This window comes from Streptomyces sp. HUAS 15-9, from assembly GCF_025642155.1.
Lineage (GTDB): Bacteria > Actinomycetota > Actinomycetes > Streptomycetales > Streptomycetaceae > Streptomyces.
The window spans coordinates 2756303-2781200 of sequence record NZ_CP106798.1 but is presented as its reverse complement, the minus strand read 5'-3'; the positions used below and the strand labels follow the sequence as shown (position 1 = coordinate 2781200).

Annotated in this window: 19 protein-coding genes and 1 pseudogene; 6 read left to right on the top strand and 14 right to left on the bottom strand. The window is 72.9% G+C overall.

The window, feature by feature from the left end; all coding sequences use genetic code 11:
• Positions 1-103 precede the first annotated feature (103 nt).
• On the top strand, positions 104-979 hold the full coding sequence (locus N8I87_RS12760) for an ATP-grasp domain-containing protein (RefSeq protein WP_263208410.1): 876 nt from the start codon (positions 104-106) through the stop codon (positions 977-979).
• On the opposite strand, the gene N8I87_RS12755 is transcribed toward N8I87_RS12760, so the two are convergent.
• From N8I87_RS12755 to pgfA, 10 genes and pseudogenes are all read right to left on the bottom strand, one after another.
• Positions 969-1571: a hypothetical protein gene (locus N8I87_RS12755; protein WP_263208408.1), complete on the bottom strand. Its 603-nt coding sequence runs from the start codon at positions 1569-1571 to the stop codon at positions 969-971. The two genes, N8I87_RS12760 and N8I87_RS12755, sit on opposite strands and share 11 nt — an antisense overlap.
• Positions 1534-2373, bottom strand: coding sequence for an FkbM family methyltransferase (locus tag N8I87_RS12750; RefSeq protein WP_263208406.1), 840 nt, complete (start codon positions 2371-2373; stop codon positions 1534-1536). Before N8I87_RS12750 ends, N8I87_RS12755 begins: the two co-directional genes overlap by 38 nt.
• On the bottom strand, positions 2370-2576 hold the full coding sequence (locus N8I87_RS12745; RefSeq protein WP_263208405.1) for a Trm112 family protein: 207 nt from the start codon (positions 2574-2576) through the stop codon (positions 2370-2372). Before N8I87_RS12745 ends, N8I87_RS12750 begins: the two co-directional genes overlap by 4 nt.
• Positions 2573-3463 (bottom strand): hypothetical protein, encoded by an 891-nt coding sequence (locus N8I87_RS12740; RefSeq protein ID WP_263216418.1) that lies wholly within the window; start codon positions 3461-3463, stop codon positions 2573-2575. Before N8I87_RS12740 ends, N8I87_RS12745 begins: the two co-directional genes overlap by 4 nt.
• Positions 3464-3483: 20 nt before the next feature.
• Positions 3484-4217, bottom strand: a pseudogene (locus N8I87_RS12735) (class I SAM-dependent methyltransferase).
• A complete protein-coding gene (locus N8I87_RS12730; RefSeq protein ID WP_263208404.1) occupies positions 4214-5515 on the bottom strand; it encodes a condensation protein in 1302 nt (433 codons plus the stop codon). The pseudogene N8I87_RS12735 and the gene N8I87_RS12730 overlap by 4 nt, the downstream one beginning before the upstream one ends.
• Positions 5512-9825, bottom strand: a complete 4314-nt coding sequence (locus N8I87_RS12725) for an alpha-(1->3)-arabinofuranosyltransferase (protein ID WP_263208402.1) — start codon at positions 9823-9825, stop codon at positions 5512-5514. The genes N8I87_RS12730 and N8I87_RS12725 overlap by 4 nt, the downstream gene beginning before the upstream one ends.
• Positions 9822-10547: a class I SAM-dependent methyltransferase gene (locus N8I87_RS12720; protein ID WP_263216417.1), complete on the bottom strand. Its 726-nt coding sequence runs from the start codon at positions 10545-10547 to the stop codon at positions 9822-9824. Before N8I87_RS12720 ends, N8I87_RS12725 begins: the two co-directional genes overlap by 4 nt.
• Before the next feature lie 104 nt (positions 10548-10651).
• Positions 10652-11803 (bottom strand): glycosyltransferase family 4 protein, encoded by a 1152-nt coding sequence (locus N8I87_RS12715; RefSeq protein ID WP_263208400.1) that lies wholly within the window; start codon positions 11801-11803, stop codon positions 10652-10654.
• Positions 11804-11983: 180 nt separating this feature from the next.
• Entirely contained in the window at positions 11984-12961 is a 978-nt protein-coding gene (gene pgfA, locus N8I87_RS12710) for a cell envelope lipid trafficking protein PgfA (RefSeq protein ID WP_263208398.1), read from the bottom strand.
• A gap of 194 nt (positions 12962-13155) precedes the next feature.
• Between pgfA and N8I87_RS12705 the strand changes: the two genes are divergently transcribed.
• The 4 genes from N8I87_RS12705 (at position 13156) to N8I87_RS12690 (ending at position 16399) form a co-directional block, all read left to right on the top strand.
• Positions 13156-13308, top strand: a complete 153-nt coding sequence (locus tag N8I87_RS12705) for a hypothetical protein (RefSeq protein WP_263208396.1) — start codon at positions 13156-13158, stop codon at positions 13306-13308.
• Between the two features lie 40 nt (positions 13309-13348).
• Positions 13349-14593: a PucR-like N-terminal domain-containing protein gene (locus tag N8I87_RS12700; RefSeq protein WP_263216416.1), complete on the top strand. Its 1245-nt coding sequence runs from the start codon at positions 13349-13351 to the stop codon at positions 14591-14593.
• A 190-nt stretch (positions 14594-14783) separates the two neighbouring features.
• Positions 14784-15557: an IclR family transcriptional regulator gene (locus tag N8I87_RS12695; protein WP_263208395.1), complete on the top strand. Its 774-nt coding sequence runs from the start codon at positions 14784-14786 to the stop codon at positions 15555-15557.
• Positions 15554-16399, top strand: coding sequence for an SMP-30/gluconolactonase/LRE family protein (locus N8I87_RS12690; protein ID WP_263208394.1), 846 nt, complete (start codon positions 15554-15556; stop codon positions 16397-16399). Before N8I87_RS12695 ends, N8I87_RS12690 begins: the two co-directional genes overlap by 4 nt.
• A 519-nt stretch (positions 16400-16918) precedes the next feature.
• On the opposite strand, the gene N8I87_RS12685 is transcribed toward N8I87_RS12690, so the two are convergent.
• From N8I87_RS12685 to N8I87_RS12675, 3 genes are read right to left on the bottom strand one after another with little or no spacing between them, the layout of a single operon-like run.
• On the bottom strand, positions 16919-18316 hold the full coding sequence (locus N8I87_RS12685) for an NAD(P)/FAD-dependent oxidoreductase (RefSeq protein ID WP_263208393.1): 1398 nt from the start codon (positions 18314-18316) through the stop codon (positions 16919-16921).
• Positions 18309-19538 (bottom strand): MAB_1171c family putative transporter, encoded by a 1230-nt coding sequence (locus N8I87_RS12680; protein ID WP_263208391.1) that lies wholly within the window; start codon positions 19536-19538, stop codon positions 18309-18311. Before N8I87_RS12680 ends, N8I87_RS12685 begins: the two co-directional genes overlap by 8 nt.
• Positions 19535-20140 (bottom strand): toxin-antitoxin system, toxin component family protein, encoded by a 606-nt coding sequence (locus N8I87_RS12675; RefSeq protein ID WP_263208390.1) that lies wholly within the window; start codon positions 20138-20140, stop codon positions 19535-19537. The genes N8I87_RS12680 and N8I87_RS12675 overlap by 4 nt, the downstream gene beginning before the upstream one ends.
• A 233-nt stretch (positions 20141-20373) precedes the next feature.
• On the opposite strand from N8I87_RS12675, the gene arfA reads away from it, so the two are divergent.
• Positions 20374-21897, top strand: a complete 1524-nt coding sequence (gene arfA / locus N8I87_RS12670) for an arabinosylfuranosidase ArfA (protein WP_263208389.1) — start codon at positions 20374-20376, stop codon at positions 21895-21897.
• 10 nt (positions 21898-21907) lie between these two features.
• On the opposite strand, the gene N8I87_RS12665 is transcribed toward arfA, so the two are convergent.
• Positions 21908-24874, bottom strand: coding sequence for a beta-galactosidase (locus N8I87_RS12665; protein WP_263208388.1), 2967 nt, complete (start codon positions 24872-24874; stop codon positions 21908-21910).
• Between the last annotated feature and the right edge of the window lie 24 nt (positions 24875-24898).

Sequence of the window (24898 nt, the reverse complement as noted above, 5' to 3'; positions counted from 1 at the left end):
CCGTACGTCCGCTCGTCGTTCCGCCACTGATGCTGGGGCCTCACCAAAGGTGAAGGTCAAACCCGTTGGATCGGTTGCGGCAGCGGTTGTTAGCCTGCGGCGCATGCCCCGTATCGCACTCGCCACCTACGACCCGGGCGATGAGCCCCATCACGACCGTGACCTGCCCGCGCTGGTGGCGGCCCTCACGGACGCCGGGGCCGAGGCCGGTGCCGTGCACTGGGACGATCCCGGCGTCGACTGGGACGGGTTCGATCTCGTCGTCATCCGGTCGACCTGGGACTACAGCTGGCGCGCGGACGAGTTCGTGGCGTGGGCGGAGCGGGTCGGTAAGGCGACGCGCCTCGCCAATCCGGCGGCCGTCGTGCGCTGGAACACGGACAAGCGGTATCTCGGTGACCTCGCGGCGGCCGGTGTGCCCGTCGTGCCGACCAGCTACCTCGCCCCCGGCGACGCCCCCGACCTGCCCGACGACCGCGAGTTCGTGGTCAAGCCCACCTTCGGCGCGGGCGCCCGGTTCGCCGCGCGCTACACCCCCGGCGAGCGGGACCGGGCCGTGGGGCATCTGGCGCGGATGCACGACGAGGGGCTCACCGCGATGGTGCAGCCGTACGTCGAGGGCATAGACGTCAGTGGTGAGCGCGCCCTGCAGTTCTTCGGCGGCCGTCTGCTGCACGCCAGCCGCAAGCGCGCCGTCCTGGCACCCGGCGCCGCCTACGACGCGGCCAAGGTGGCCCACCCCGACCTGGAACCGTGGACCCCGACCCCTGCCGAACTCTCCGTCGCCGAACGCGCCCTGGCCGCCGTACCGGACGCTCCCGAGCTGCTGTACGCGCGCGTGGACCTCGTCGACGGGGAGGAGGGGGAACCCCGGGTCATGGAGCTGGAGCTCGTCGAGCCGAACCTGTTCCTCTTCCTGCACCCCGGCTCGGTGGACGAGGTCGTCGCCGGGATCCTCGCGGCGGCCGCTACTCGCTGACCGCCGTCCGCTGCAGCAGCCCCCAGGTGAACTCGGCGGCCACCTCCCGCCGTACGCCCTGCGCGTCGGGCGCCGTGAACGCCAGGCCCCAGCGGGTCGGTGCCGTGCCCTCCAGGGGGCGGGCGGGGGCGAAGGCGCGGGCCACCTCGTCGACCGTGCAGGACCAGGGGGTGAGGTCTTCGAGGGTGCGGAGGTGGGGGGCGGGGGCGCCTGGGGCGCGGATCAGCCATTCGTTCCAGACCGCGCCGTCGGGACCGAGCAGCGCTTCGAAGCGCAGCGTGGGCCAGAGGGAGAGCGGCCACTGCCAGGCCCTGCACTCCAGGTCGCCGACGGTGCGCTTGGTCTCGTACTCGGGCGGGCCGAGGACGGAGCGGTAGCGCGCGGCGGACGTGCGGGCGCGCGGGGAGCGGACCATGGCCTGCCAGCGCTTGTTGGCCTCCCGCATGTCCGCGAGGGAGGCCCCCAGCTCGCGGCGGGCGTCCTCGACCAGACCGGGGTTGTGGTCGGCCATGCGGCGCAGCAGCACCAGTTGGAAGTCGAGCGCGGTGAAGGGGCTAGCGGGGCGCTTTCCGGAGGGCGGCATGGGGACCATCGTCGCCCATCGGGGTCGTACCCGGGCGGCGGCCGTCCGGGAGGAACAGCACGGAGTTGACGTAGCGCGGACCCCTGACCGCGCGGAAGGGGAGGACCCGGCGCAGCAGGCCGCGCGAGACGACATGCGCGGTTCCGGCCTGGTGGGCCTCCAGCGGGAAGGAGGCCAGCGGGATCCAGCCGGCCCCCGGCAGCACCCAGCCCTCGTAGCCCAGCAGCCGCAGATACGTCAGCACCGGCGCGATCGGCTGGATCCGTGACTCCAGCTCCACGAACAGCGCCGGGCGGTCGCGCGCGAGCAGTGCCGTGGCGCCGCGCAGCACCGCCAGTTCGCTGCCGTCCACGTCGATCTTGATGAAGCCGACGTCCCGCAGTCCCAGGTCGTCCAGCGGCACACAGGGCACCTCCAGGGCCCGGCCGTGGATGTCCCGGCGCACCAGGGACGACACACCCCGGTCGCCCGCGTCGTCCGGCGGCAGCCAGAGCCGGGCGATGCCGGGGCGGTCCGCGGCGGCGGCCTGGATCACCCGCACGTTCGCCGGGAACGCCGCCGAGGACAGCAGACGGGCCAGATGGGGGACCGGTTCCACGGTGACCACCTGGCGTGCGCGTGCCGACAGACGGCGGGTCCACGGGCCGTACCAGCCGCCCACGTCCACCGCCGTGCCGCAGCCGGCCGGGCAGAGCTCGCCGAGGCGGGCCAGCTCGGGTTCGAAGCGCGGGTACAGCGCGCGGGCGGTGGCGGCGACGAGCCGGGTGGGGAGGCGGGGGGCCAGCCGGGTGGCCAGGGTCGGTCCCCTCACGGCGTCATCCGCCTCAGCAGCTCCTCGTGCTCGTCGTCCGACACCTGCTCCCCGGACGACGGCAGCAGCTGCGGGATGCCGTCCACGATCGGATAGCGGCGGCGCAGCCGCGGGTTGTAGAGGGCCTCCTCGGGCAGCAGGTGCAGCGGCCCCTTGTCCAGCGGGCACGCCAGGATCCTCAGCAGCGGGTCGTCGGGTTTCATGGGGGTGTCAACTCCTTGGCGCCGAGGGAGGGTTCGGGGGCTCGGTCGTGCTTCGGCATGGCCAGCAGCACGCTGACCGCGAGCGTCGTGCCCGCCAGCCGCAGGGCGAGCCTGAGCGGATCGTGCGGCAGCGCCTCACCGAAGGACAGCGTGCCGAGCACCGCGGTGAACAGGCAGGTCACCGTCGTACACACCGGAACGATCAGGGAGGCCCGACAGCGTTGCAGCGCCGCCTGGGACATGACGAGGCCGAACGCTCCCGTGCAGAGCAGGAGGTACGGGTAGGGGGAGCGCAGCAGTCCGGCCGGGCCGCTGGTCACATAGCCCGACACGCCCTTGATGGCGAGCGAGCTGACCCCGTACAGCAGGCCCACCGCGACCCCGTACTCCACCCCCGTCGTGGGCAGCCGGTGCCGGCGGCGGGCCCGGCGCTCGGTGGCCCGGTACAGCCACACGCCCGCACCGAGCGAGGGCACGCACACCAGCAGCACCAGCGGGTACGGAGCGGCCCGGCTGACCTTGTCCGACCCCTCCCGCAGGGACAGTACGACCATGAGCAGCGCGGCCAGGATCGCGCCGAGCGCATACCGCTCCCGGCCGCTGGTCTCCTCGCCGAGCAGCCGTGCCGAGAGGAGCACGAGCAGCACCAGCCCGGACACGAAGATGCCCTGCGCCGCGGCGATCGGCAGCGTGCGGTAGACGACGAGCTGGGCGCCGAACCCGGCCGCCAGCGCCAGCGACCCGCCGATCCACAGGGGGCTGCCGAGCACCAGCCGCAGCAGCCGGGCGGGCCTGCGCACGGTCACCTCGGGCAGCGCGGACAGGGCCCGTTTCTCCAGCACGAACCCCGTGCTGTACAGGACGTTCGCCAGCAGGGCCGCGACCACTCCCCACCACATGGCCGCCCCTACGTCCGTCGTGCGTGCAGCAGCAGGATCGAGGCGAGCGAGGGTCTGGCACAGGCCAGCCGGTCCAGCGGACGCAGCGGACGGGGCACGCCGTGGAAGGGGGCGCCGTGCACGCGTACGACCTCGAAGCCGACCGCGGTCACGAACTCCCGCAGCGCGCGGGCCGTGTAGAGCCGCAGGTGCCCGACGACCTCCTTGCCGGGGCGGCCGTGGATCGCACGCAGGCTGACCTCGGAGAACACGGGCTGTACGCCGGCCAGCAGCAGGGCGCGGTTGTACCAGGCGGCCAGGTTCGGCGTGGAGAGCATGAGGTGGCCTCCGGGGCGCAGCACGCGGTGGATCTCGTCCAGGGCCGCGTCGGGGTCGACCAGGTGCTCGATCACCTCGCTGAACAGCACGGCGTCGGCGCAGCCGGTCCGCAACGGCAGCCCCCCGCCGGTGAGTTCGCCCCGGACGGCGTACGGCAGCCGGGCGTGGGCGCGGCGCAGGGCGTCCTGGGACCAGTCGACGCCGACGACGCGGTGACCGGCGAGGAACGGGGCGGCGGTGGCGGCCGCGGTGCCGTCGCCGCAGCCGATGTCGAGGACCGTGCGCGCCCCGCGCCGGCCGGGCCGAGGGCGGCGGCCAGCAGCCGGGCCTGGCGGATGCTGCGCGCGGCGCCGGAGGCGACCGGCACGGCGGGATCCTCGTAGAAGTCGCGGAGTTCCCCGGGCGGGGTGGCGGTGGTCGTCATGGGGCGGTCACCTCCGTGGTGTGCAGATAGTGCTCGAACAGATCGCGCAGCTCGGCACCGTCCCCTGGGCCGAGCAGGGCGCGGGACCAGCGCACGGAGAGGTGGAGGCGGCCCGCGGTGGAGGCGGTGGTGAAGGTGAGCCCGCGCGGCATACGGGCCGGTGCGGAGAACCAGACGGCGTCCGCGCGGCCCGCCTCCTCGCCGAAGTCCAGCGGGTAGGGGATGCGGCCGATGTTGCTGAGCAGGGTGGTCGACGTCCAGGGTGCGACGGCCCTGCGCAGCCCCCGGGTGAGCGCGGCTCGTACGGCCACCGGGGCCCAGGGAGCGGTCAGCAGGACGGCGCCGTGGCCGAGTTGGGGCCGGGGCAGGGACTTGAGGAACCGGGTGCGGACGGCGGTGCGGCGCAGCAGCCCGGCCATGTCCGTCGCGTCCAACTCCTCGGGCGCGAAGGGGACCTCGACGAGCCGGGTGCCGTTGCCGATGGGCATGCCCGCGTCCCGGGGGCGGTCGTCGACGGGCATGGTGATGCGGATCGGGCGGGGGCGGGCGCCGTGGTCCCGGTTCCAGCGGGCGATCAGCAGCGCGGTGGTGACCATGAGCTGGTCGTTCACCGTGTACGGGGAGCCCTTGGGGCGGTGCGGGAGGGGCAGTTCGGTGACGATCACGCCATTGCCGGGGGAGGGGGTGGGGCCGGGGCTGCCGGGGGCCACCCGGGCGGGCGGGGTCCAGTTGGACGGGACGGCCACGGACTCCCGCTGTGCGTCCTGCGTGCGTACGGGAGGTGCGGCGGGCGAGTTGTCCCGGCCGCCGTACAGCTCCGCCGCCGTGGCCACGACGCGCAGGCAGGCCGGGCCGTCCAGGGCGGCGTGGTTGACGGTGAGGATCAGCACCGTGCCCTCGCCCTCGGGCACCGCCTCCAGGCGGATCGGCGGGGCGGCGGAGAGCGGGGGAGCGCAGTCCAGGGCGCGCTGCCGGGCCTGCCCTCGCGCGTCCCGGTCCGGCGGCGGGAAGCGGATCACCTCCACGTCCGGTTCCGCCGTCAGCTCCCACTCGTACCGGGCCCGGTACCTGGCCCGGGGAGCCTCCCGCATCAGGATGCGTGGATGCCGGCGCAGCGCCTCCCCGAAGGCCGTGCGCAGCCGCGCGGGGTCCAGTCGGCCGGGCAGCCGGACCTCGATGTGCACGGTCTCCGGTTCCGCGTCCTGCAGACAGTGCCGGGCGACCTCGTCGACGACCGGGAACGGGATACGGGACGGGGGCCGCGCGGGACCGTCCGGCCGGTGCTGGAGCGCGGTCATTCGGGAGCACCTCCGTCGGGCTGTCCGGGGCCACGGGCGGAGACGGTCGGCCCGGAGGCGCTCGGCGGGGACTTCTCCTCTGGTGTGGCGGGCGCGGGCCCCGGCGGCTGCGTGCCCAGGGGACTGGATCCGCGTATCCGATGCGGCAGCGGTGCGGTCGGCGCCTCCGCGTCCGAAGGTGTGCCACCCTCCTCCCCGGGCGGGACCTCCCGGACACTCACCAGCCCCGCGAACAGCCCTATCAGCGCGAGCAGTTGGGCTAGGTGGCCGAAGGCGCCGTGTCCGGCGGCCACCGGTTCCCCGGCGCCGGTCGCGGCCGCGATCCCGGCCCCGGCGAGCGCCACGAGGGCGAGCGGCACCAGCAGCGCGTGCCGTCGGTGGGCCAGCAGTGCCAGGGGCGGCACCAGCAGGGCGAACCAGCCCGCGATCACCACGGCGACCAGCGTCAGCGCCACCGTGCCCAGCCACAGGCCGGGCGCCGGAGACTCGGGCTGCGGTTCGTCCGGGTTGGGCGCGCGGCGCCGCCACACCACCAGGCCCAGCAGGGCCGCGAGCCCCACCGCGCCGCCGATCAGACCGGCTTCGTAGGTCGTCGCCGGTCCGTACGACAGCTTGACCGTGCCGCCGGCCCCGGCCGGGATCCGCCAGCCCTGCTGCCAGCCGTCGAGCCGGAGAGGGGTCAGCTCCTTGCCGTTCAGGGTGGCCCGCCAGCCGTCGTTGTAGTTCTCGTACGTCGTCAGGTACGTGGCCGCCCCCGAGCCGATCGTCACCTCGCGGCGGTCGCCCAGCCAGTCCCGTATCCGCAGCTCACGCCCCGGGCCGGCGGCCTCGTTCACCGCCCCGCGGGTCAGCGTCACGTCCGTCAGGACCAGGGGACCGGTGTCCCCCGCCTCGACCCGGTGCGTGCCCGCGGTCAACTCCAACGCCGCGTCGACAGAGCCTTCCTGGCAGGGCGTCACCTCTACCCGTCGGCGCTCCACCAGGTCCCGTACGGTCCCCTTCACGCTCGTCGGATACAGCTCGCCGTCCACCGCCAGCACCGGGCCCTGGCCGCACGGCAGGGAGAACGTCCGGGTGGGGGCCGGCTGCCGGGTGCGGTAGCCGTCGAGCGCCGGGAGGTACGCCTCGGTGAGTCCGACGGGGAGTTGCAGGTCCTCGTCGGCGACGGGGTTGTGCAGGGTCAGCGGCGCCGTCTTGGTGATCGTGATGTCGAGCCGGTCCGTGGTGATCGGGTCGAAGCGGACCATGCCGTTCTCGTCGACGCCCGCGGTCGTCGCACCGTCCGGGGAGCTGATGTCCACCTCGGTGGGGCGGGTCGACAGGCCGCCCGCGGGGGCGAGCACGAGCTCGCCGACGGGCTGCTTGCCCTTCCAGCTCAGATGGATCGTCGGACGGTCGCCCGCGATCCACGCCGTCGTCAGATCGCCGTCGGTGAGGTTGCGCGCGGACAGCCCCGCACCCAGGGCCGCGGTGGAGTCCGCGGTCGCCGTGATCCGGTGCTTCTGGTCCGGCGCGACCCGGTACAGCAGCTTGTCGAGCGCCTCGCCCGGCACCGGCACCGCGCTCGCCGCCACCTGGTACGACCCCGCCGTCCCGGTGGCGAAGGCGCGGTGCAGCCCCGCCTCGGTGCCGGTCGCCGACAGCCCGGTCGGGTCGGCCGCGCGGTGCAAGGAGACGACCTCGGCCGCCGCGTCGGAGCGGTCGGCGTCGGTGGGCAGCCGCAGCATCCGGGTCACCTGGACGTGGGGCAGGGCGATCTCGGAGAAGCCCGCGCCGGTGAGGCCGGAGCGCCGGGCCACCGAGTCCACGATCGTCAGCTTCATCCAACGCGTCGCGCCGGCCGGGGCCTTGACGGTCTGCGTCATGCCGTCGGGCCGCAGGAAGCTGGTCACCGAGCCCTTCTCCGTCGTCACCCGCACCCGGGTCGCGGCCGCCCGCACGCTCTGCTGCGGCAACGGCGTCACCTTGACGGACGACGGCATGTCGTACGACCCGTCGAAGCCGATGCGCAGCCACTGCCCCTTCGCCGAGCCGGGCGCGCCCTCCGCCCACGCGGTGGCCGGGTCGCCGTCGAAGGCGTTGACCGGGTCGTACTGCGGGAGGTGGAAGAGCCAGTTGCCGTACGACGACGCCGTCACCGAACTGGCGCCGCGCAGTTGGGCCACGGTCTGGTGGCCGATGCCGTCGGTGGGCAGGATCTGGCGCGGCTCCTCGCCCGCGTCCTGCACGGCGTCCGGTGCGTTGCGTTCGTCACGGGTGTACGTGTACGAGGTGTTGGCGTCGACCAGCCCGAACCGGGTGTCGGCCCGCCGCAGTCCGTCGCCGACCAGCTGGAGGCCGGGAGAGCCGACCCCCGGGTGGTTGTCGCCGGTGAGCACGGTGGCCCGGTCGCGCAGCCGCGCGGCGAGCGGCAGCAGCGCCTCGGGGCCGCCGGAGACGACGGCGGTGTCCGCGGCCGACAGCAGCCGGGCCTGACCGGGCCGCGGCACGTCCTTGTCCACCGGCTCGTAGATCTCCACCGCCCGCTGCCTCGGGTACAGCCCCTCCACCTGGAGCGGGGTGCCGTGGGCGATCCGGCCGCCGGTCATCACCGGCCCGTAGCCGGTCACCCGCCGGTAGCCGGACTGCTCCAGGGTGCGCTTGACCGTGGTCGTCGGGACAGAGCCGATCTGGTCGGGGTCCAGGTCGTTGCGGACGACCACGTAGTAGATCCCGGCGCGGCTCAAGCAGTCGGCCAGGCCAGGGACTTCGCCGCCGCTCAGCAGCGCCTGCTCGACCGCGTCCATCGCGCGCCGGTTGCCCGGGGTACCGAAGGGCACGAAGTCCCGCTGTGCCCAGCGGCTGTCGGCCAGCACGTCCAGGGGGTGGTCGATGGGGGAGCCCCAGGTGTAGAGGCCGTGCGCGGTGGCCGGGACGACCAGGGCGCGGGAGTCGGGGGAGTACTTCTTCAGCCAGTCGGCCGTGGTCTGCCAGTACTTGGGCAGCTGCTGGAACGAACCCGGGTTCAGGATCGACCCGTTGAGGTACGGCCACAGCAGCCCCGGCAGCACCAGGACCGCCGCGACCAGCGGGGCGAAGCGGCGGCCGCGCACCGGGCGGGCGCCGCGCGGCTCGGCGGCCACGCCCACCAGATGGGCCAGCCCGAGCACGAGCGCCAGCGCCATGCCCGTCTGGAACTTGTAGATGTTGCGGAACGGCACCAGCGGGCCGTTCAGCCAGTCCTGTACGACCCCGTGGAAGGGCGCCCCGAACGCGCCGCCGTACCCGGCGAGCGTGATCAGCGCGGTGATGAGCACGGTCAGCACCAGCCAGCGCCGCTCCGGCATGTCGCGTCGGGCCAGTCCGGCCAGCCCGAGCCCGGCGGCGAGCGCCGAGCAGACGATCACCACGACCGCGGAGGCCACGGCCCAGCCCGCGGGCAGCCAGGCCTCGCCGAGATGCAGATAGGCGACCCAGTTCCCGCTGCCGCGCAGCGCCTCCGTGGCCGACATGGTCGCCGTCGTCGTCTGTGAAGTCTCCACATAGGGAAGGAAGTTCTCCCCGTAGACGCCGAGCAGCAGCAGCGGGATCCACCACCAGGCCGTCGCCACGAGCACTCCGGGCACCCACCAGGAGATCAGCTTGCGCTGTCGTGGTCCGGGTGGGCGGGAGAGCAGATACAGCCCGGCCGGGAGGAGGGAGGCGAGGGTCGCGGCCGCGTTGACGCCGCCCATGAACGGCACGACCAGTGCCGAGCGCAGGGCCGCGACCCGGGCGGTGTACCGCTCGTCGGCCAGCGGCAGCAGTACCCACGGCAGGAGGGCGCCGGGCAGCGCGGCCGCCGAGGTGGAGCCGACGACCACGGTGAACACCGGCCACAGCGCGTAGGCCAGCGCCCCGAGCAGCCGGGACGCCGGGGTTCCGACGCGCAGCCGCTCGGCCAGCCGCAGCGCGCCCCAGAAAGCCACCGACACGATCAGCGACAGCCACAGCCGCTCCGCGAGCCACACCGGCAGGGACACGGTGTGGCACAGCCAGTAGTACGGCAGCATCGGCCACAGATAGCCGGCGTACTGGTCCTGGATCCCGCCGAAGGATCCCTGGTCGTGCCACAACTGGCCGAGGTCGGAGAGGAATCGGCCCGGGTCGACGGTGACGCCCAGTTTGGTGTCGAAGGTCTGCCGGCCCGGGTGCACCGCGAGGAACAGCACGAACGCCACGGCCCAGAACCCCAGCAGCCAGCGCCGCGACCGTGGGCCCTCAGGCGGGCCCGAGGTGGCCGCGGTGGTGGGGACGGCTGCCGGGGGAGGAGCCTGGACCGTGGTCGTCATGGGGGACACCGCCGGAGGATGAGGAGGAGGTTCCAGGTGGCCAGCTCACGGATGCCGGGCGCCTTCACGACGGCTTCCGCGAGGAACGGCCAGTAGCGGGAGCGCGCCGAGACGACCGTGACGTCGTCGCGGGCGCGCACCTGCCGCAGGGTGGCTCCGATGTGCACGGCGAACAGGTTCTCGCCCAGGGTGTGCTTGGCCGGCCGTCCGGTACGACGGCGGTAGCGGGCGCGGGCCCGCTCGGCGCCGAGATAGTGCCAGGGCGCCCACTCGTGACCGCCCCACGGGGAGAGCCAGTTGGTGAAGGACACGTAGATCAGCCCGCCGGGCCGGGTGACCCGGGCCAGTTCGCTGAGGAACGTCTGCGGATCCGCCACATGCTCGAGGACGTTGGACGAGAACGTCACGTCGGCGGCCCCGTCGGACAGCGGCAGCAGATAGCCGTCGGCGATCACCGTCCCGGCGGGCGGCTTCTCGCCAAGCTCGGTCACGTCCGGCTCGAACAGATGGGCCTGCGCGCCTCGGCGCCGGAACTCCTCGGTGAAGTACCCACCGCCCCCGCCGACGTCCACGACGATCCGCCCGGCGACCGGCCCGTGGTAGGCCTCGACCTGGTCGGCGGCGTCCCGGGCGAGCAGGGAGTAACAGGCCCTGGGGTCGTCCTGCTCATGCCGGAAGGCACGGAAGAGGGCGAGGGAGCGGCGTAGAGAGGGGTCCTTCAGACTCCGGCGCCCTGCAGCGCCCCAATAGGGGCGCGGGGAACTGCGCGACCAGCCACGACGGATCCGCAGTCGCGCGACAGCCTCACCGACACGGCGCACAGGCGTCATCGCTCCCAGCCCCGCACCGCCTCCGCGCCAACCGCAAGGAACTGTCTCACCGTGCGGTCCCAGCGGTAGCCGGCGGCGCGGTCACGGGCCGCCTTGCCCATCGCCTCCCGGCGGCGCGCGGACAGCGCAAGCGTGCACCAGGCCGCCGCGAACGACGACTCGCCGCGCGCCAGTACGCCGGTCTCGCCGTCCACCACGGAGTCCCTGAGGCCGGGTACGTCGAAGGCGACCGTCGGTGTCTCGCGTGCCGCCGCCTCGGTCACCACCAGGCCCCAGCCCTCGACGGCCGAGGGGTGCACCAGCAGCCAGGCGGCGCACAGCAGCCGGTGCTTCTCGGCCTCCGGGACATGCCCGGTGAACTCCACGCCGGGCCCGCCGAGCCGTTCCAGCCGTTCCCGCTCCGGGCCGTCGCCGACGATCAGCAGTCGGCCGCCGGTGACCGGCCGCACCCGCTCCCAGAGTCTGAGCAGCAGATCGATCCGCTTGTACTCGACCAGCCGCCCCACCGCCACGAACAGCGGCTCGGCAGAGCGGTCGGCCCGTGGACCGGGCTCCTCCACACCGTTGTGGACGATCCGGATGCGGTCCCGCTGCACCCCGATCGCGCGCAGGGCGTGTGCCGTCGACGGGGAGACGGCGACCATCAGAGCCCGCTGCTGCGCACCGGTCAGCGCCCAGTGCTCCAGCCTTCGGCCGATCCGCGCGGCCGGTGCCAGCGGTCCGCTCAGCCGCATCCGCCACAGGTCGGTGTGGACGTGGTTGACCAGGCACAGGGTGGGGCCGTGGTGCCACAGCGGCGCGAAGTAGGGCATGCCGTTGCACACCTCGACCAGCAGGTCGCAGTCACCGACCTGGCGGGCGAAGGCCGAGCGGGCGCGCAGGTAGTGGGCGTAGGAGCCGCCCGCGGACACGACCCGGTAGTCCCGGAAGGCGGCGGGGCCGCCGCACAGGAGGGTGACCTGGTGGCCGAGACGGGTCAGTCCGTCCGCGAGCCGGTCGACGAGCAGTTCGGAGCCGCCGGCGGAGGGGTTGCCGAGGTCCCGGTGGGCGAGGAAGACGATCCGGCGCGGATGTGGGGGGAGCGCCGGGAGGTGCCGCGTGCCCTGCGGGAACGCGGCGCGCATCGAGGACGGCACGTGCTGGGGCATGGGTGCTCCAACTCGTCTCAGGGTGCGGAACTCACTGTGGGGGCGATTCTGGGGAGATTCCGTGGGGGCGATTCTGTGGATGGGCTGTGCTCGGGGTGGGGTGGACAGTTTTCGCCCAGCCGTTCCCCACGGCTACTCACCGGGATGACAATTTCGGGGCTTATTAGAGCTGACGTCACGTCACATCGTGAGCGGTGGCCTGGATATAGCGTCTGTTTCAGGACGTTTCCGTCCTCGTACCACCAAAACAGCCCCTGCCGCCGCGAGGACGAATCCGGCCACACCGGCACCGAGCGGCAGGGTTTGCCCCACCATGCGCAGTCGGCCGCTCTCCTTCTTCGCCAGGCTCACCTGTTCCTTCTGCGTCCCGGTGGTGAACCCGATCTTCCGGCTGTCCAGCAGCACCACCGCGTCCTTCTCCGACCCCGGCGCGCGCAGCGTCCGCCGCGGCCCGACCTGGGCGTAGATCACCCGGCCGGTGCGCCGGTCGGCGATCAGCTCGATGCCGTGGTTGGCGTACCACTCCTCGGCCCGCACCTGAGGACGCTTCGGCAGGCCGACGATGCTCCCGGGCACCAGCCGGGTGCCGATCTTCGTGGCGGCCACCGTCCCCGTGAACCGGTAACCGCGGTAGCCCTGCACCTTCTTGGTGCCCGCGTAGTGCAGGGTCACCGTGGAGCCGAGGGAGTTGTCCCACCACTGGTAGGAGTGTTTGCGCAGGTCGAAGGGGAACTTCAGATAGGCGTCGCCCTCGAAGTAGGGGTTCTCCTTGCAGCAGTGCACGGGCTGGTTGGTGGAGCGGTCGGTGACCCAGCGGTTCAGGAAGAACTCCAGCGCGTCGTGCGGATCGGCGGCCGGCAGGGTCTTGTCCGTGTCGACGGTCGTCGTCACGTCCCACACCGCCCGGCCGCTGCGCTCGCTGTCCTCGACGTCCCCGCGCACCACCTGGGTGATCGTGATCCGCCGGTCGGCCACGGTCCTGACCTGCCCGGTGTCGAAATAACTGCCCTTGCCGGTGTAGACAGCGGTGGTGTCGATGTCGATCGGATTCACGGCGGCACGCGGCTCGACGTACCACGCCAGCAGGGGCGCCAGCACCAGCAGGAACGTGCCGAGACCCAGGGTGATCAGGGAAAAGGGTGAGGCTGTACGGCGCATCCGGCACTCCAGGTCCGAGAAGGAACAGTGCGCGTGCGAGGACCCACCCCTCTGGGCCGGGAACCGTAGGCGCCCCTTGACTCGGTGTCAATGACTGTCGACACTGGGCCGGACAAGCAGGGGTGGGACGCCGGATGGGGACCGACTCCGGGAGCGTTCCCGGGGCCGACTCGGACAGAGAGGCTGACCCTGCGATGTCCAGACTGCTCGCCGCCGCACTGACCGTCGTGGCCGCCGCCGCCCTCGCCGTGGGTGCCGCGCTCGGTGTCGTCGCGCTGCTCGACGCCCGCCCCGACCAGCCGAACACCCCCTTGATCACCTACGAGCAAGCCGGCCAGGGGAGTTGACCCCGTGAGCCGGAGCGGCGTGCCGGAGACGAACCGGAGAATGCCGCCCGCCCGTGCGGCCGCCGTGTCCGCCCGCTCGGCCTGGCGCGACGTGCCCCGCCTCCAGGTCCGGCAGTTCGCCGCGATCGCCATGGCCGAGGCGCCCGCGCTGGCCGAGGAGATCCTGGGCGAGATCCGCCGGGAGTACCCCGGCCTGCCCGTCGTGCTCGACGAGAGCGGTGAGCCGATGGCGCTGATCGGCATCCGCCGGGCCATCGAGGTCTTCGTCCAGCACCTGGAGAGCTCCGAGGGCCGCCCGACCGTACCGCCCGGCGTGTTCCAGGAGTTCGGCCGCGGCGAGGGCCTGGGCGGCCGCAGCCTCGACTCCCTCCAGGCGATCTACCGCCTGGGAGTACGGCTGGCCTGGCGCCGCTTCGCCGAGATCGGCCAGCGCCTCGACATCCCGCCACCGGCCATGTACGAGCTGGTCGACGCGGGTTACGAGTATCTGGACGGCCTGGTCGACCAGTCGGTGCGCGGCTATGCCGAGGCCGCCGCCCGCCAGGCCGGGGAACGGCTGCGCCTGCAGCGCCGGCTGATGGAACTGCTGCTCGTCGAGCGTCACCGGGGCGACCCGGCCGACGCGCTGGCCGAGCGGGCCGCCCGGATCGGCTGGCCGCTGCCCGGGAGGGTCGCGGTGGGGGTGCTGCTGCGCCCGGCGCGGGAGGCGATGGCCCCGGCGGTGGGGCAGGGGGTGCTGCTCGACATGGAGTACGAGCAGCCGCGGATGGTCGTCCCCGATCCCGACGCCGGGGGCCGCCCCGAGCTGCTGCACCGGGCGCTGACCGGCTGGGCCGGGGCGATCGGCCCGCCGGTGCCGCTGCCCGACGCCTGCAAGTCGCTGCGCTGGGCCGAGGCCGCCGTACACCTGATGGAGCGGGGGCTGCTTCCGGCCGGGGAGATGCTGCACTGCACCGAGCACACGGAGGCCCTGGTGCTGCTGCAGCCCGAGGAGCTGATCGACGACCTGGCCCTGCGCTGCCTGGCGCCGCTGGCGCACTGCGGGCCGACGCATGGGAGAAGGCTTGCGGAAACGTTACTGGCGTGGCTGGAGACGCGGGGAGGCGCCCCGGAGGTGGCCGTGCGTCTCGGCGTCCACCCGCAGACCGTCCGCTACCGCCTGCGCCAGATCCGCGAGCTGTGGGGCGACGGGATCGACGACCCGGACCGCCGCTTCGAGCTGGAGCTGGTGCTGCGTGCCCAGCGGTTGCGCGGAGAGCTGGGCGATCCGAGGGCGCACCGGTAGTGGCGCGGAGCCGTGGCCGAACGCGCACTCATCACCGCGTACACCACCATTCCGCTCGCGTACAGAACCATTGCCGGTACAGCACCATTGCCCGTACAACCCACCATGACTAGCCTGTGTTCGTTCGTCATGCCGATCGTCTGTTGAAATTTCGAACACAGGCGCTTAGACCCAAGGGAGGGGGCCGGACGTGGGACGCCTCGTACCTGCCGTGACCCGGGCTCTCGACATTCTTGAGCTCTTCCTCGACGGGGACGGGACGCTCTCCGCCCCCGACATCGTGCGCAAGCTACAGCTGCCGCGCACCACCGTGCACGAACTGGTCACCACGCTCGCCGCCCGGTCGTACATCGTGCCCGTACCGGGCCAGCCCGGACGGTACCGGCTCGGTGTGCGCCCGTACCAGCTCGGCAGCCGCTACGCCGAGCAGCTCGACCTCGCCGCCGAGGGCCAGCAGGTGGCCCGGTCCGTCGCCGAGACCTGCGACGAGACGGTCCATGTGGCGATCCTCGAGGGCACCGACGTCATCTACATCGCCAAGGTCGACTCCACGCACGCGGTGCGCATGGTGTCGGCGGCCGGCCGCCGGCTGCCCGCCCACTGCACCTCGGTCGGCAAGATGCTGCTGGCCTCCCTGCCCGAGCCGGAGCTGGCCTCGCGCATCCCGGACGGCGCCGAGCTGGCCGCGATGACCCCCAACAGCATCACCGACCCGGGCGTCCTGCGCGAGGCCCTGGCGGAGATCCGGCAGCGCGGCATCGCGGTCGAGAGCCGCGAGTCCAACCCGGACGTGAGCTGCGTGGCGGCGCCGGTGCGTGACCGTACGGGCCAGGTGGTCGCGGCCCTGTCCATCTCCGTTCCCATGATCCGCTGGAGCGAGGAGCGCCGCGGTGAGCTGGAGCAGCTCGCCGCCAAGGGCGCGGCCGAGCTGTCGGAGCGCCTCGGCCACCGGGGCGCGGCATGACGGCGTACGAGGTGGCGGTGGCCGCGCACGCGACGCTCGGCGAGGGTCCGACCTGGGATCCGGCGGCGGGCCGGCTGCTCTGGGTGGACGTCCTGGGCTCGCGGGTGCACACCTACGACCCGTCGACCGGCCGCCGTACGGTCCGCACGACGCACCAGCACGTCGGCGCCGCCAAGCCCAGGGCGGGCGGCGGCCTGGTCCTGAACCTCAGGGACGGCGTGGGCCTCCTCGACCCGGACGGCACGTTCCGCTGGCTGCGTAACGAGCCCGTCCCCGGCCGCCGCGCGAACGACGCCGCCGTCGCCCCGGACGGCTCGCTGTGGGCGGGCACGATGCGCTACGACGAGGCGCCCGGGGGCGGCACGCTCTGCCGGATCACCGGCGACGGCTCGGCCCGGACGGTGCTCGACGACGTCACGGTGAGCAACGGCACCGGGTGGAGCCCCGACGGCCGACTGATGTACTACGTCGACTCGCCGACGCGGCAGGTCGACGTCTTCCGCCACGAGGACGGACGGGCCGTGGACCGGCGCCGACTGGCGCACATCGAGGACGGCGCGGGCTTCCCCGACGGGCTGACGGTCGACGCCGACGGCTGTGTGTGGGTGGCTCTGTGGGACGGCGGCGCGGTGCGCCGGTACACCCCGGACGGCGAGCTGGACCGCGTGATCGAACTGCCGACCCCACGGGTGACGGCGTGCGCCTTCGGGGGCCCGGACCTGACGGACCTCTACATCACCACGGCCCGGGTGGGACTGACGGCACCGCACCCGGTGGCCGGGTCGCTCCTGGTGGTCCCGGGAGCAGGCAAGGGCCTGCCCCAGCCGGCGTTCGCGGGCTGACCGGGCCGGGGTTCACAGCAGCCCGCCCGCCTTCCGCTCCTCGGCGGTCAGCGGCGGCTTGAGCGGGCCGGTCGCCGCGGCCTGGAGCACCTCGGCGCCCCGCTGCAGGGACGTCACGGTGGTCCCGGGAGCAGGCAAGGGCCCGCCGCAGCCGGCGTTCGCGGGCTGACCGGGCCGGGGTTCACAGCAGCCCGCCCGCCTTCCGCTCCTCGGCGGTCAGCGGCGGCTTGAGCGGGCCGGTCGCCGCGGCCTGGAGCACCTCGGCGCCCCGCTGCAGGGACGTCACGGTGGTCCCGGGAGCAGGCAAGGGCCTGCCCCAGCCGGCGTTCGCGGGCTGACCGCCCCCGGACTCACAGCAGCCCGCCCGCCTTCCGCTCCTCGGCGGTCAGCGGCGGCTTGAGCGGGCCGGTCGCCGCGGCCTGGAGCACCTCGGCGCCCCGCTGCAGGGACGTCACGGTGGTCCCGGGAGCAGGCAAGGGCCTGCCCCAGCCGGCGTTCGCGGGCTGACCGCCCCCGGACTCACAGCAGCCCGCCCGCCTTCCGCTCCTCGGCGGTCAGCGGCGGCCCGCTCAGCCGCGGCTTGAGCGGGCCGATCGCTGCGGCCAGGAGTGCGTCGGGGGCGAGCAGCACCTCCGCGCCCCTTTGCAGGGACGTCACGTCGGTGACGCGGCGGGCTATGCGGCCGTTGCCGGTCGCGGTGTACAGCAGGCGTCCGACGTACGCCGCCGTCAGCCGCTCCTTGAGCGTGGGCCCGCCCTCCGTCGCCCCGGGATAGAAGACGTCCGCGCCGATCGCCAGGTCCCACGCGGCCCTGACCGGCCGGCTCACCGCCTTCTGGATCTGCCGCGAGAGACCGGGCGAACCCCAGCCCTGACGCCGGACCACTTCCCTCAGGGCGAGCGCCCCTTGGGCGGCCACCGACATCCCGTGCCCGTACACCGGGTTCAGCGCGCACACCGCGTCCCCCAGCACCACGAAGTTCTCCGGCCAGGCGGGCATCCGCTCGAAGTAGTGCCGGCGGTTGGCCGTCGTCCGTGTGCACGACACCTCGCCGATCGGCTCCGCGTTCGCGATCAGGTCGGCGATGACCGGATGGCGCAGCTCCTCCCGGGCGTACCGGGCGAAGTCGGCCTCGCCGGCGGCCGGTTCGACGCCCCGGCTGCCGTAGAGGGTGACCATCCACCGTCCGTCCTCGACGGGCATCAGGACGCCACCGCCCCCGGGCCGCCCAACCTGTGGAAGATCGGGCTGGATGTTGACGATGGGGAACCCGTCCCGGGCCTGGTCCGGCGCCCGGAACAGCCGACTCGCGTACGCGATCCCGGAGTTGACCTCGCGCCGCTCCGCCGCGGGCAGCCCGAGCGAGGCCAGCCACCGGGGCGTGCGGGAGCCGCGCCCCGTGGCGTCGACCACCAGGCCGGCCGTCAGCGTGCGCTCGGCGTCGTCGTGCCCGCGTACGCGGACACCGGTGACGGCCGCGTCCGTGCCCACCAGCCCGAGCACCTCGGTCCCTGACACGAGCTCGATCCGCTCGTCGGCCAGGATCTGCGCCCGGACGATCCAGTCGAGCAGGTCCCGGCTGCTGGTCAGCATGAACGCCGACTCGGCCCAACGCCGGTACCAGCCGTACGGAGACAGCGCGACCATGTCGGTCGTCACCGGCAGTCGCCTGGCCCCGGCCGCCCGCAGCCGATCGACGACACCGGGGACCAGCTGCTCCAGCGCGCGCGCCCCGCCCGACCAGAACTGGTGCACGTGCCGGGCCTGCGGCAGCCCCTTGCGCGGCTTCGGCACGGCCGGCAGCACGTCCCGTTCGACCACGACGACACGGTCGGCGAAGGGGGCCAGGGCGCGGGCCGCGAGCAGGCCGGCCAGGGAGCCGCCGAGGACGACGGCGGTTGCTCCGGGATCACTCATGTACGGGAACGCTCTCTGCTGGGGTGGCCGCATACGCGCGTACGGCCGCGATGTCATCGGGGTGGCGGAGGGCTCGGGAGACGGCCCCGATCTCCTGGAGCAGGTTGGTCGTGTCGGGCCCGGCGGCCGTCTGGGGAGCCTCGGGCGTACGGCTCCTGTTGTCGACGGCGTCCAGGATGCCCACCGCGGCGGCCAGCGCCTTCGCCCTGTGCGGGGGGTGCCCGAGGGCGAGCGCGGCGTCGTACGACCGCTTGCTCAGGTCCGTGTCGATGTACCGGGCCAGCTGCAGCAGTACATCGCGGATGAACGTCTCGCGCCGGGTCAGCCGCAGTTCGGCGGTGGCGCGCAGCACCAGGGGCACGCCGTCGCCGTTCACCGTCCGCATCAGCTGGTACAGGGGGCGCAGTTCGCGGTGGGCGAGGCGGACCCGCCAGCGGTCGTGCAGATACTGGCCGGCGTGCGGGAGGATGAAGCCGACCGCGATCAGGATGGCGGACAGCGCGGCCACCGGCGGCGCCAGGTCGGTGCTCAGCCAGTCCTGGTTCCGCCCTGTCCAGCGGACGGTGACGGCGACGAGCTTGGAGCTGTCGAAGACCAGGTTCAGCACATAGCCGATGCCCAGCAGCCGCAGTCCCCAGCGCAGCCAGGCGTCGAGGCCGTCGGTGCGGGCCCAGTTCCAGATCAGCTTGGACGTGATCAGACAGGCCGCGGCGTGGGCGACGAGGTAGAGCAGGATCTCCTCGCGCATGAACGGCGTGTTGGCGTAGTACGTGTCCAGGTCCCGCAGCCGTTCCACGGGGGCGTCGGCGAGCGCGAACAGCACCCACAGCGTGACGATCACGCCGGAGTAGACGCAGATGACCCAGCGCATCGCGCGGCGCGTGGTGGCGGAGCGGTCGGACAGGCCGTTGCGCCAGGCGATGATGAGCAGCAGACAGGAGCCGCAGAAGGCGGTGATCAGCGAGTAGCACCAGGGCGCCGAGATGTTGGGTACGCCGGTGACCCGGTTGGTCCAGGCGATCGTCGACGGCGTCACGAACACGAACACCGCGCAGGCGAGCAGGAGCAGCCCGCCCACCGCGCGCAGCAGCGGGTCCCGCCACAGCCGGAAGATCGTGGGCAGCTTGATGACCAGGGCGGCGGTCAGCACCGCGGTCGGGATCCAGAAGGAGATGTAGAACTCGCCGAGGATGTGCGAGGGGTCGAGCGCCAGTGGGGTCACCGGGTGACTCCTCCGCGTCCGCGGTAGCCCAGGGACCGCTGGACAGGGTCGAGCGGGGTGCCGGGGCCGAGGCCGAGGACGTACGGGCGGAAGGCGGTCGCCAGCCGGTGGCCGAAGTCGTCCGCCGCCGCCTCGTCGGCCTCGCGGGAGCCGTCGCGTGCCGCGACCGTCAGTGCCGCGTCACGCCAGCCGGGCGTGCCGGCCAGGGCGCGGGCCGCCTCCGCGCCGAGCAGGTGGTCGTGCCGGTGCCCGGCGTGCAGATGCCACAACTCATGTCCGAGGATGACCAGTTGCTGCAGTGCCTCGGCCCGTTCCTCCACGATGACCAGGTCGAAGTCCTGGAATTCCACCCACAGGCCGGTGACTTCGATCTCGTCGGGGAAGCGTTCGAAGCGCAGCTCGACCGGCCGCCCGGCTCGCCGGTCGCCCATAGCCTCGCACAGCGCCCGGCACAACTCGCGTATGTCGGCGGGGGGACGGGGTCTGGCGCGCACCGCGCGGGCGAGACCGGCGGCGAGTGAGCGCTTGCCCGTCGCGGGACGGGCGCCCCGCAGCCTCGCGGCGATCCGGGCAGCCCGCCGGCGCGCGCCCGCGATGTCCATCGCTCCCCCTTCTCACCGCCGGTCGACGGCTTGTCCGAGATTACGCGCCCGGACGTGTTCGCGTCATGCGATCCGACGACCGTCGTTCCACCGGGAATGATCACTCCGGTGACCGGAGCCGTTCGAAAGTCACGCCGACCCCATTGACGGGCCGACGCCCGGATTCTACGGTCCGGTTCGAGGTTGCGAGCACAATTCGAGATACCGAACAAGAGGGCAGGGAAACGGACCCCATGAGCCAGCGCAGCGCCGCCCGCTTCACCCTCGACCCGGCCTTCACGGTCGGTGAGGTCGACCCCCGTGTCTTCGGATCCTTCGTCGAACACCTCGGCCGCTGTGTCCACACCGGCATCTTCGAACCCGGCCACCCCGGTGCCGATGCCGACGGCCTGCGCACGGACGTGCTGGAGCTGATCCGCGAACTCGGCGTCACCACCGTCCGCTACCCCGGCGGCAACTTCGTCTCCGGCTACCAGTGGGAGGACTCCGTCGGCCCCGTCGAGGACCGCCCCCGCCGGCTCGACCTCGCCTGGCACTCCACGGAGACCAATCGCTTCGGCCTCTCCGAGTACATCGCCTTCCTCCGGAAGATCGGCCCCGAGGCAGAGCCCATGCTGGCGATCAACCTCGGCACCCGCGGCGTCGCGGAGGCGCTGGAGCTCCAGGAGTACGCCAACCACCCTTCCGGCACCGCCCTGTCCGACCTGCGCGCCGCCCACGGCGACAAGGACCCCTTCGGCATCCGGCTGTGGTGCCTGGGCAACGAGATGGACGGCCCCTGGCAGACCGGCCACAAGACCGCCCGGGAGTACGGCCGTCTCGCCGCCGAGACCGCCCGCGCCATGCGGCAGCTCGACCCGGACGTCGAACTCGTCGCCTGCGGCTCCTCCAACCAGGCCATGCCCACCTTCGCCGAGTGGGAGGCGACCGTCCTGGCGGAGACGTACGACCTCGTCGACCACATCTCCCTGCACGCCTACTACGAGCCCGTCGACGGCGACCTCGACTCCTTCCTCGCCTCCGCCGTCGACATGGAGTCCTTCATCGAGAACGTCGTCGCCACCTGCGACCACGTCGGCGCCCGGCTCAAGTCCCAGAAGAGGATCAGCCTTTCCTTCGACGAGTGGAACGTCTGGTACCTGTCCCGCTGGGAGGCGCGGGCCAAGGCCCACGACCCCGCGGACTGGCCCGAGGCCCCCCGCCTGCTGGAGGACAACTACAGCGTCCTGGACGCCGTGGTGTTCGGCTCGCTGCTCATCGCCCTGCTCCGGCACGCCGACCGGGTCGCCGTCGCCTGCCTCGCCCAGTTGGTCAACGTCATCGCGCCGATCCTGACCGAGCCCGGCGGACCGGCCTGGCGGCAGACGACCTTCTTCCCGTTCGCGCAGGCCTCCGGACACGGGCGCGGCACGGTCCTCGACGTCCGGGTGGACTCGCCGGCCTACGAGACGAAGAGATACGGCGAGGCCGACCTGCTGCACGCCACGGCGGTCCGCGCCGCCGACGGCACGGTCACCGTGTTCGCCGTCAACCGCGGCCGCACCGAACCGCTCCCGCTGGAGATCGCCCTGAACGGGCTCGGCCTGACCTCCGTCGTCGAGCACAGCGCCCTCGCGGACGCCGACCCCGACGCCCGCAACACCCTCGCCGACCCGGAGCGGGTCGCCCCGCACCCGGCCGAGGGCACCACCCTCCAGGACGGCAGGCTCACCGCCGTACTGGAGCCGCTGTCCTGGAACATGATCCGGCTGTCCTAGGCACGGTCGCTCAGCGGCCGGGAGAGGCCACCGGTGTCACCGGCACCCCTCCGGCCGCGCTGCCCAGCAGCGTCAGCCGCACCCGGCCCGGACCCGACTGCGTGGTCAGCTCGGACAGCACCGCCAGGGCGAGGGTGTTGGTGCCCCGGGTGCGCAGGATGCCGTTCGGCAGGACGAAGGTGTGCTGCGGGCCGACGTCGTTGATGTACTGGCCCATGTTCCAGCCGTTGAGGAAGATCTGCGCCCGGTAGGAGCGGTACGGCTCGTCCTCGAGGACGAGCCCGACCGAGGCGTCGATGCCGGCGGGCACGGCCAGTTTGAACTCGGTCCGGTACCAGGTCACGCCCTGCCGCCGCTCGGCGCGCGGGAAGGCCACGGCCTGCCAGTCCCGGTCCGCGAGACCCGGCAGGTGCCAGCCCTCCCGTTCGCCGTACAGCCCGCCGTTGTTCTGCGGCCCGCGCACGGGATCGACGGCCGCCTCGCCCTGCAGGCGCCAACCGACCTTCGGCGCGGCCCCCTTGAAGGAGACCCCGGTCAGCCCGCGGGCCACCTTGTGCGTGTCGAGCGCCTTGCCGTCCTGGTCGTGCTGCATGCGCCGGACCAGCACGGACAGCACATGCCGGCCGGGACCACGCAGCTCCTCGCGCACCGGGAAGGCGGCCGTGGCCGTCCAACTTCCCTTGCGGACCGTGCTGTTGTCCGGAACCGGCATCCGGTGCGTGCCCAGTGGCTCCCCGTCCAGCCATGCCATCAGCAGACCCTGGGTACCGGTGCTGTAGCCGAGCGAGACCTCCTCGATGCCGGTGGAGTCCGTGAACGTGCCGCGGTACCACACGTCGCCGTAGTGGAAGCCGTAGTCGTCGGCGAACAGCACCGGCTGTCCCTTCGGCACCGGTGTGGTGCTGTACGACGACGTCAGGTCGGCGGCCCGCCACGCCGAGTCGTCGAAGTTCGGCCAGGCCTCCGGGTTCTCGGTGCGCATGCGCCAGCCGCCCAGCTCGGGCAGCCGCACCTCGGGCACGCCCGGCACCAGCGTCTCGGCGTACAGGCTCTTGGAGGTGGTGACACGAGTGGGCACCGGGCGCCCGTTCCACGTCAGGCTCTCGATCCCGCGCGGCCCCCACACCTCCAGACCGGACTCCTCGATCGTGTCGCCGGTGAGCTCGACCGTGGAGCCGTTCAGCGTGACATGGCGCAGCAGCGCCGGGCCGTAGACGAACACCGTGCCGGACGGCGTGTCGTACGGCCACAGGTGCATGGCGGTCGCGTCGTCGGCGAACAGGAGCAGCAGCGGTGTCTCGCTCTCACCGCGCTCGACCAGCACACGGGTGAGCCCGCCCTGGCCGAGGGGCGCGTTCACATACAGGGCGTTGCGGTCGTACACCCAGCCGGCCTCGGGGTCCAGCCGGTTGACGACGGGCTCGACCGGGCACTCCAGGACCAGTTCCGCCATCTCGCCGTACCGCCCGGTGAACAGCGCGATGTCCTGGCGCCCCGCGTTGACGACCATCATGGGCTGTGCGGTGCAGTACCTCAGCTTGCGCTTGCCGAGGGAGAGCCCGGTCGTCAGCAGCTTGGCGTCCCGGGCCGGAACGGTCACCTCGACGTCGCCCGCGGCGGTCGGCAGGCTGGACGTGACCTGCTTCGTGCCGTCGTTGCGCACGACGTACACATGGGCCTCGGTGTCCGGGTTGGTGAGGTGGTACACCTTGAGCCCGTCGGCCCGCACGTCCTTGGCCCGGTCCAGCTTGGCGAAGTCGGGCACCCGTTGCAGCAGATGCCCCAACTGGTGCATCGGGGCCATCTTCTCGGTGACGTTGCGCGCCTCGTCGATGGCCGCGCCGTAGTCGTACGACGTGTAGACGACCGGCGCGGGCAGCCAGCCCCACGAGGTGCCGCCGAAGGTCATGTAGACGTTGTGCAGCGTGATGCCGTTGGCCAGATTGGTCAGGTAGAAGCGCCGCTCGTAGGCCGCGTCCCGGGTGCGCCGCGACTCGGCGTACCCCTTCCCCTGGAACCACGTCCCGCCCCACGGGTCGAACCAGCCGCCCCCGAACTCGGGCACGAACCCCGGTGTGCGCGGACTGGCCGTGGCACCGCCCTTGAGCCCGCCGGGCCCGAAGTGCCCCCAGTCCGGCGGCGGCTGGGTCGGCGACGGATAGCCGTCGAAGCCGTACAGCCAGTTCCCCTTCTCGCCGCCGGTGTCGAAGGAGCCGGGTACCCAGTAGCCGTTCCTGCCCTTGTCGTTGTGGAAGAGGGGGACGTCGATCCCGTCCCGCCGTACCTTCTCATACAGATGGGACATATAGGCGCGGCCGGTCGGCTCGCCCGCATGGGCGTCGTACTCGTTCTCGATCTGGTACAGCAGGATCGTGCCGGTGCCCTCGGTGAACAGATGCCGACGGGCGATCCGGTTCACCGCGGTGAGCCACTCGTCGACGTACTTCAGATAGGTGGGGTCGGCCGTCCTCGCCGTGCCCGGCGTTGCCGTGAGCCAGCCCGGGAAGCCGCCGCCGTCGATCTCGGCGTTGATGTAGGGACCCGGGCGGAGGATCACATACAGCCCGGTCTCGGCCGCCATGCGCAGGAACAGATCGAGATCCCGCACACCCGTGAAGTCGTAGTGGCCGGGAGCGGCGGAGTGGTAGTTCCACGACACATAGATGCTGACCGCGTTGTAGCCGTGCGCCCGCATCTTCTGCAGCACGTCCCGCCACAGGGACGGGCTGGGCAGCCGGAAGGGATGCATCTCACCGGACCACACGACCAGCCGTCTGCCGTCCACGACGAGCGAGTAGTGGTCGTATCCGATCGTGTGCCGTCGTCCGTCGGCGCTCGGCGGGGCGGGCGCCGGGCCGGTCGGCACGCTGCGCGCGGCATACGCCGAGGGCGCCCCTGGGCCGCCGCTGCCGCCCAGGGCGAAACCGAGCGCGGCCGAGCCGGCGAGGGCACTGAATGAACGTCTGCTGAGCGCCAAGGGGATCCTCCCGGGCGATCTTAC

Bases quoted from the DNA above. Each gene is read 5' to 3' on its own strand.
- N8I87_RS12760 (WP_263208410.1), top strand. From the start codon at position 104: ATGCCCCGTATCGCACTCGCCACCTACGACCCGGGCGATGAGCCCCAT.
- N8I87_RS12755 (WP_263208408.1), bottom strand. From the start codon at position 1,571: ATGGTCCCCATGCCGCCCTCCGGAAAGCGCCCCGCTAGCCCCTTCACC.
- N8I87_RS12745 (WP_263208405.1), bottom strand. From the start codon at position 2,576: ATGAAACCCGACGACCCGCTGCTGAGGATCCTGGCGTGCCCGCTGGAC.
- N8I87_RS12730 (WP_263208404.1), bottom strand. From the start codon at position 5,515: ATGACCGCGCTCCAGCACCGGCCGGACGGTCCCGCGCGGCCCCCGTCC.
- N8I87_RS12725 (WP_263208402.1), bottom strand. From the start codon at position 9,825: ATGACGACCACGGTCCAGGCTCCTCCCCCGGCAGCCGTCCCCACCACC.
- N8I87_RS12715 (WP_263208400.1), bottom strand. From the start codon at position 11,803: ATGCCCCAGCACGTGCCGTCCTCGATGCGCGCCGCGTTCCCGCAGGGC.
- pgfA (WP_263208398.1), bottom strand. From the start codon at position 12,961: ATGCGCCGTACAGCCTCACCCTTTTCCCTGATCACCCTGGGTCTCGGC.
- N8I87_RS12705 (WP_263208396.1), top strand. From the start codon at position 13,156: ATGTCCAGACTGCTCGCCGCCGCACTGACCGTCGTGGCCGCCGCCGCC.
- N8I87_RS12700 (WP_263216416.1), top strand. From the start codon at position 13,349: ATGCCGCCCGCCCGTGCGGCCGCCGTGTCCGCCCGCTCGGCCTGGCGC.
- N8I87_RS12690 (WP_263208394.1), top strand. From the start codon at position 15,554: ATGACGGCGTACGAGGTGGCGGTGGCCGCGCACGCGACGCTCGGCGAG.
- N8I87_RS12685 (WP_263208393.1), bottom strand. From the start codon at position 18,316: ATGAGTGATCCCGGAGCAACCGCCGTCGTCCTCGGCGGCTCCCTGGCC.
- N8I87_RS12675 (WP_263208390.1), bottom strand. From the start codon at position 20,140: ATGGACATCGCGGGCGCGCGCCGGCGGGCTGCCCGGATCGCCGCGAGG.
- arfA (WP_263208389.1), top strand. From the start codon at position 20,374: ATGAGCCAGCGCAGCGCCGCCCGCTTCACCCTCGACCCGGCCTTCACG.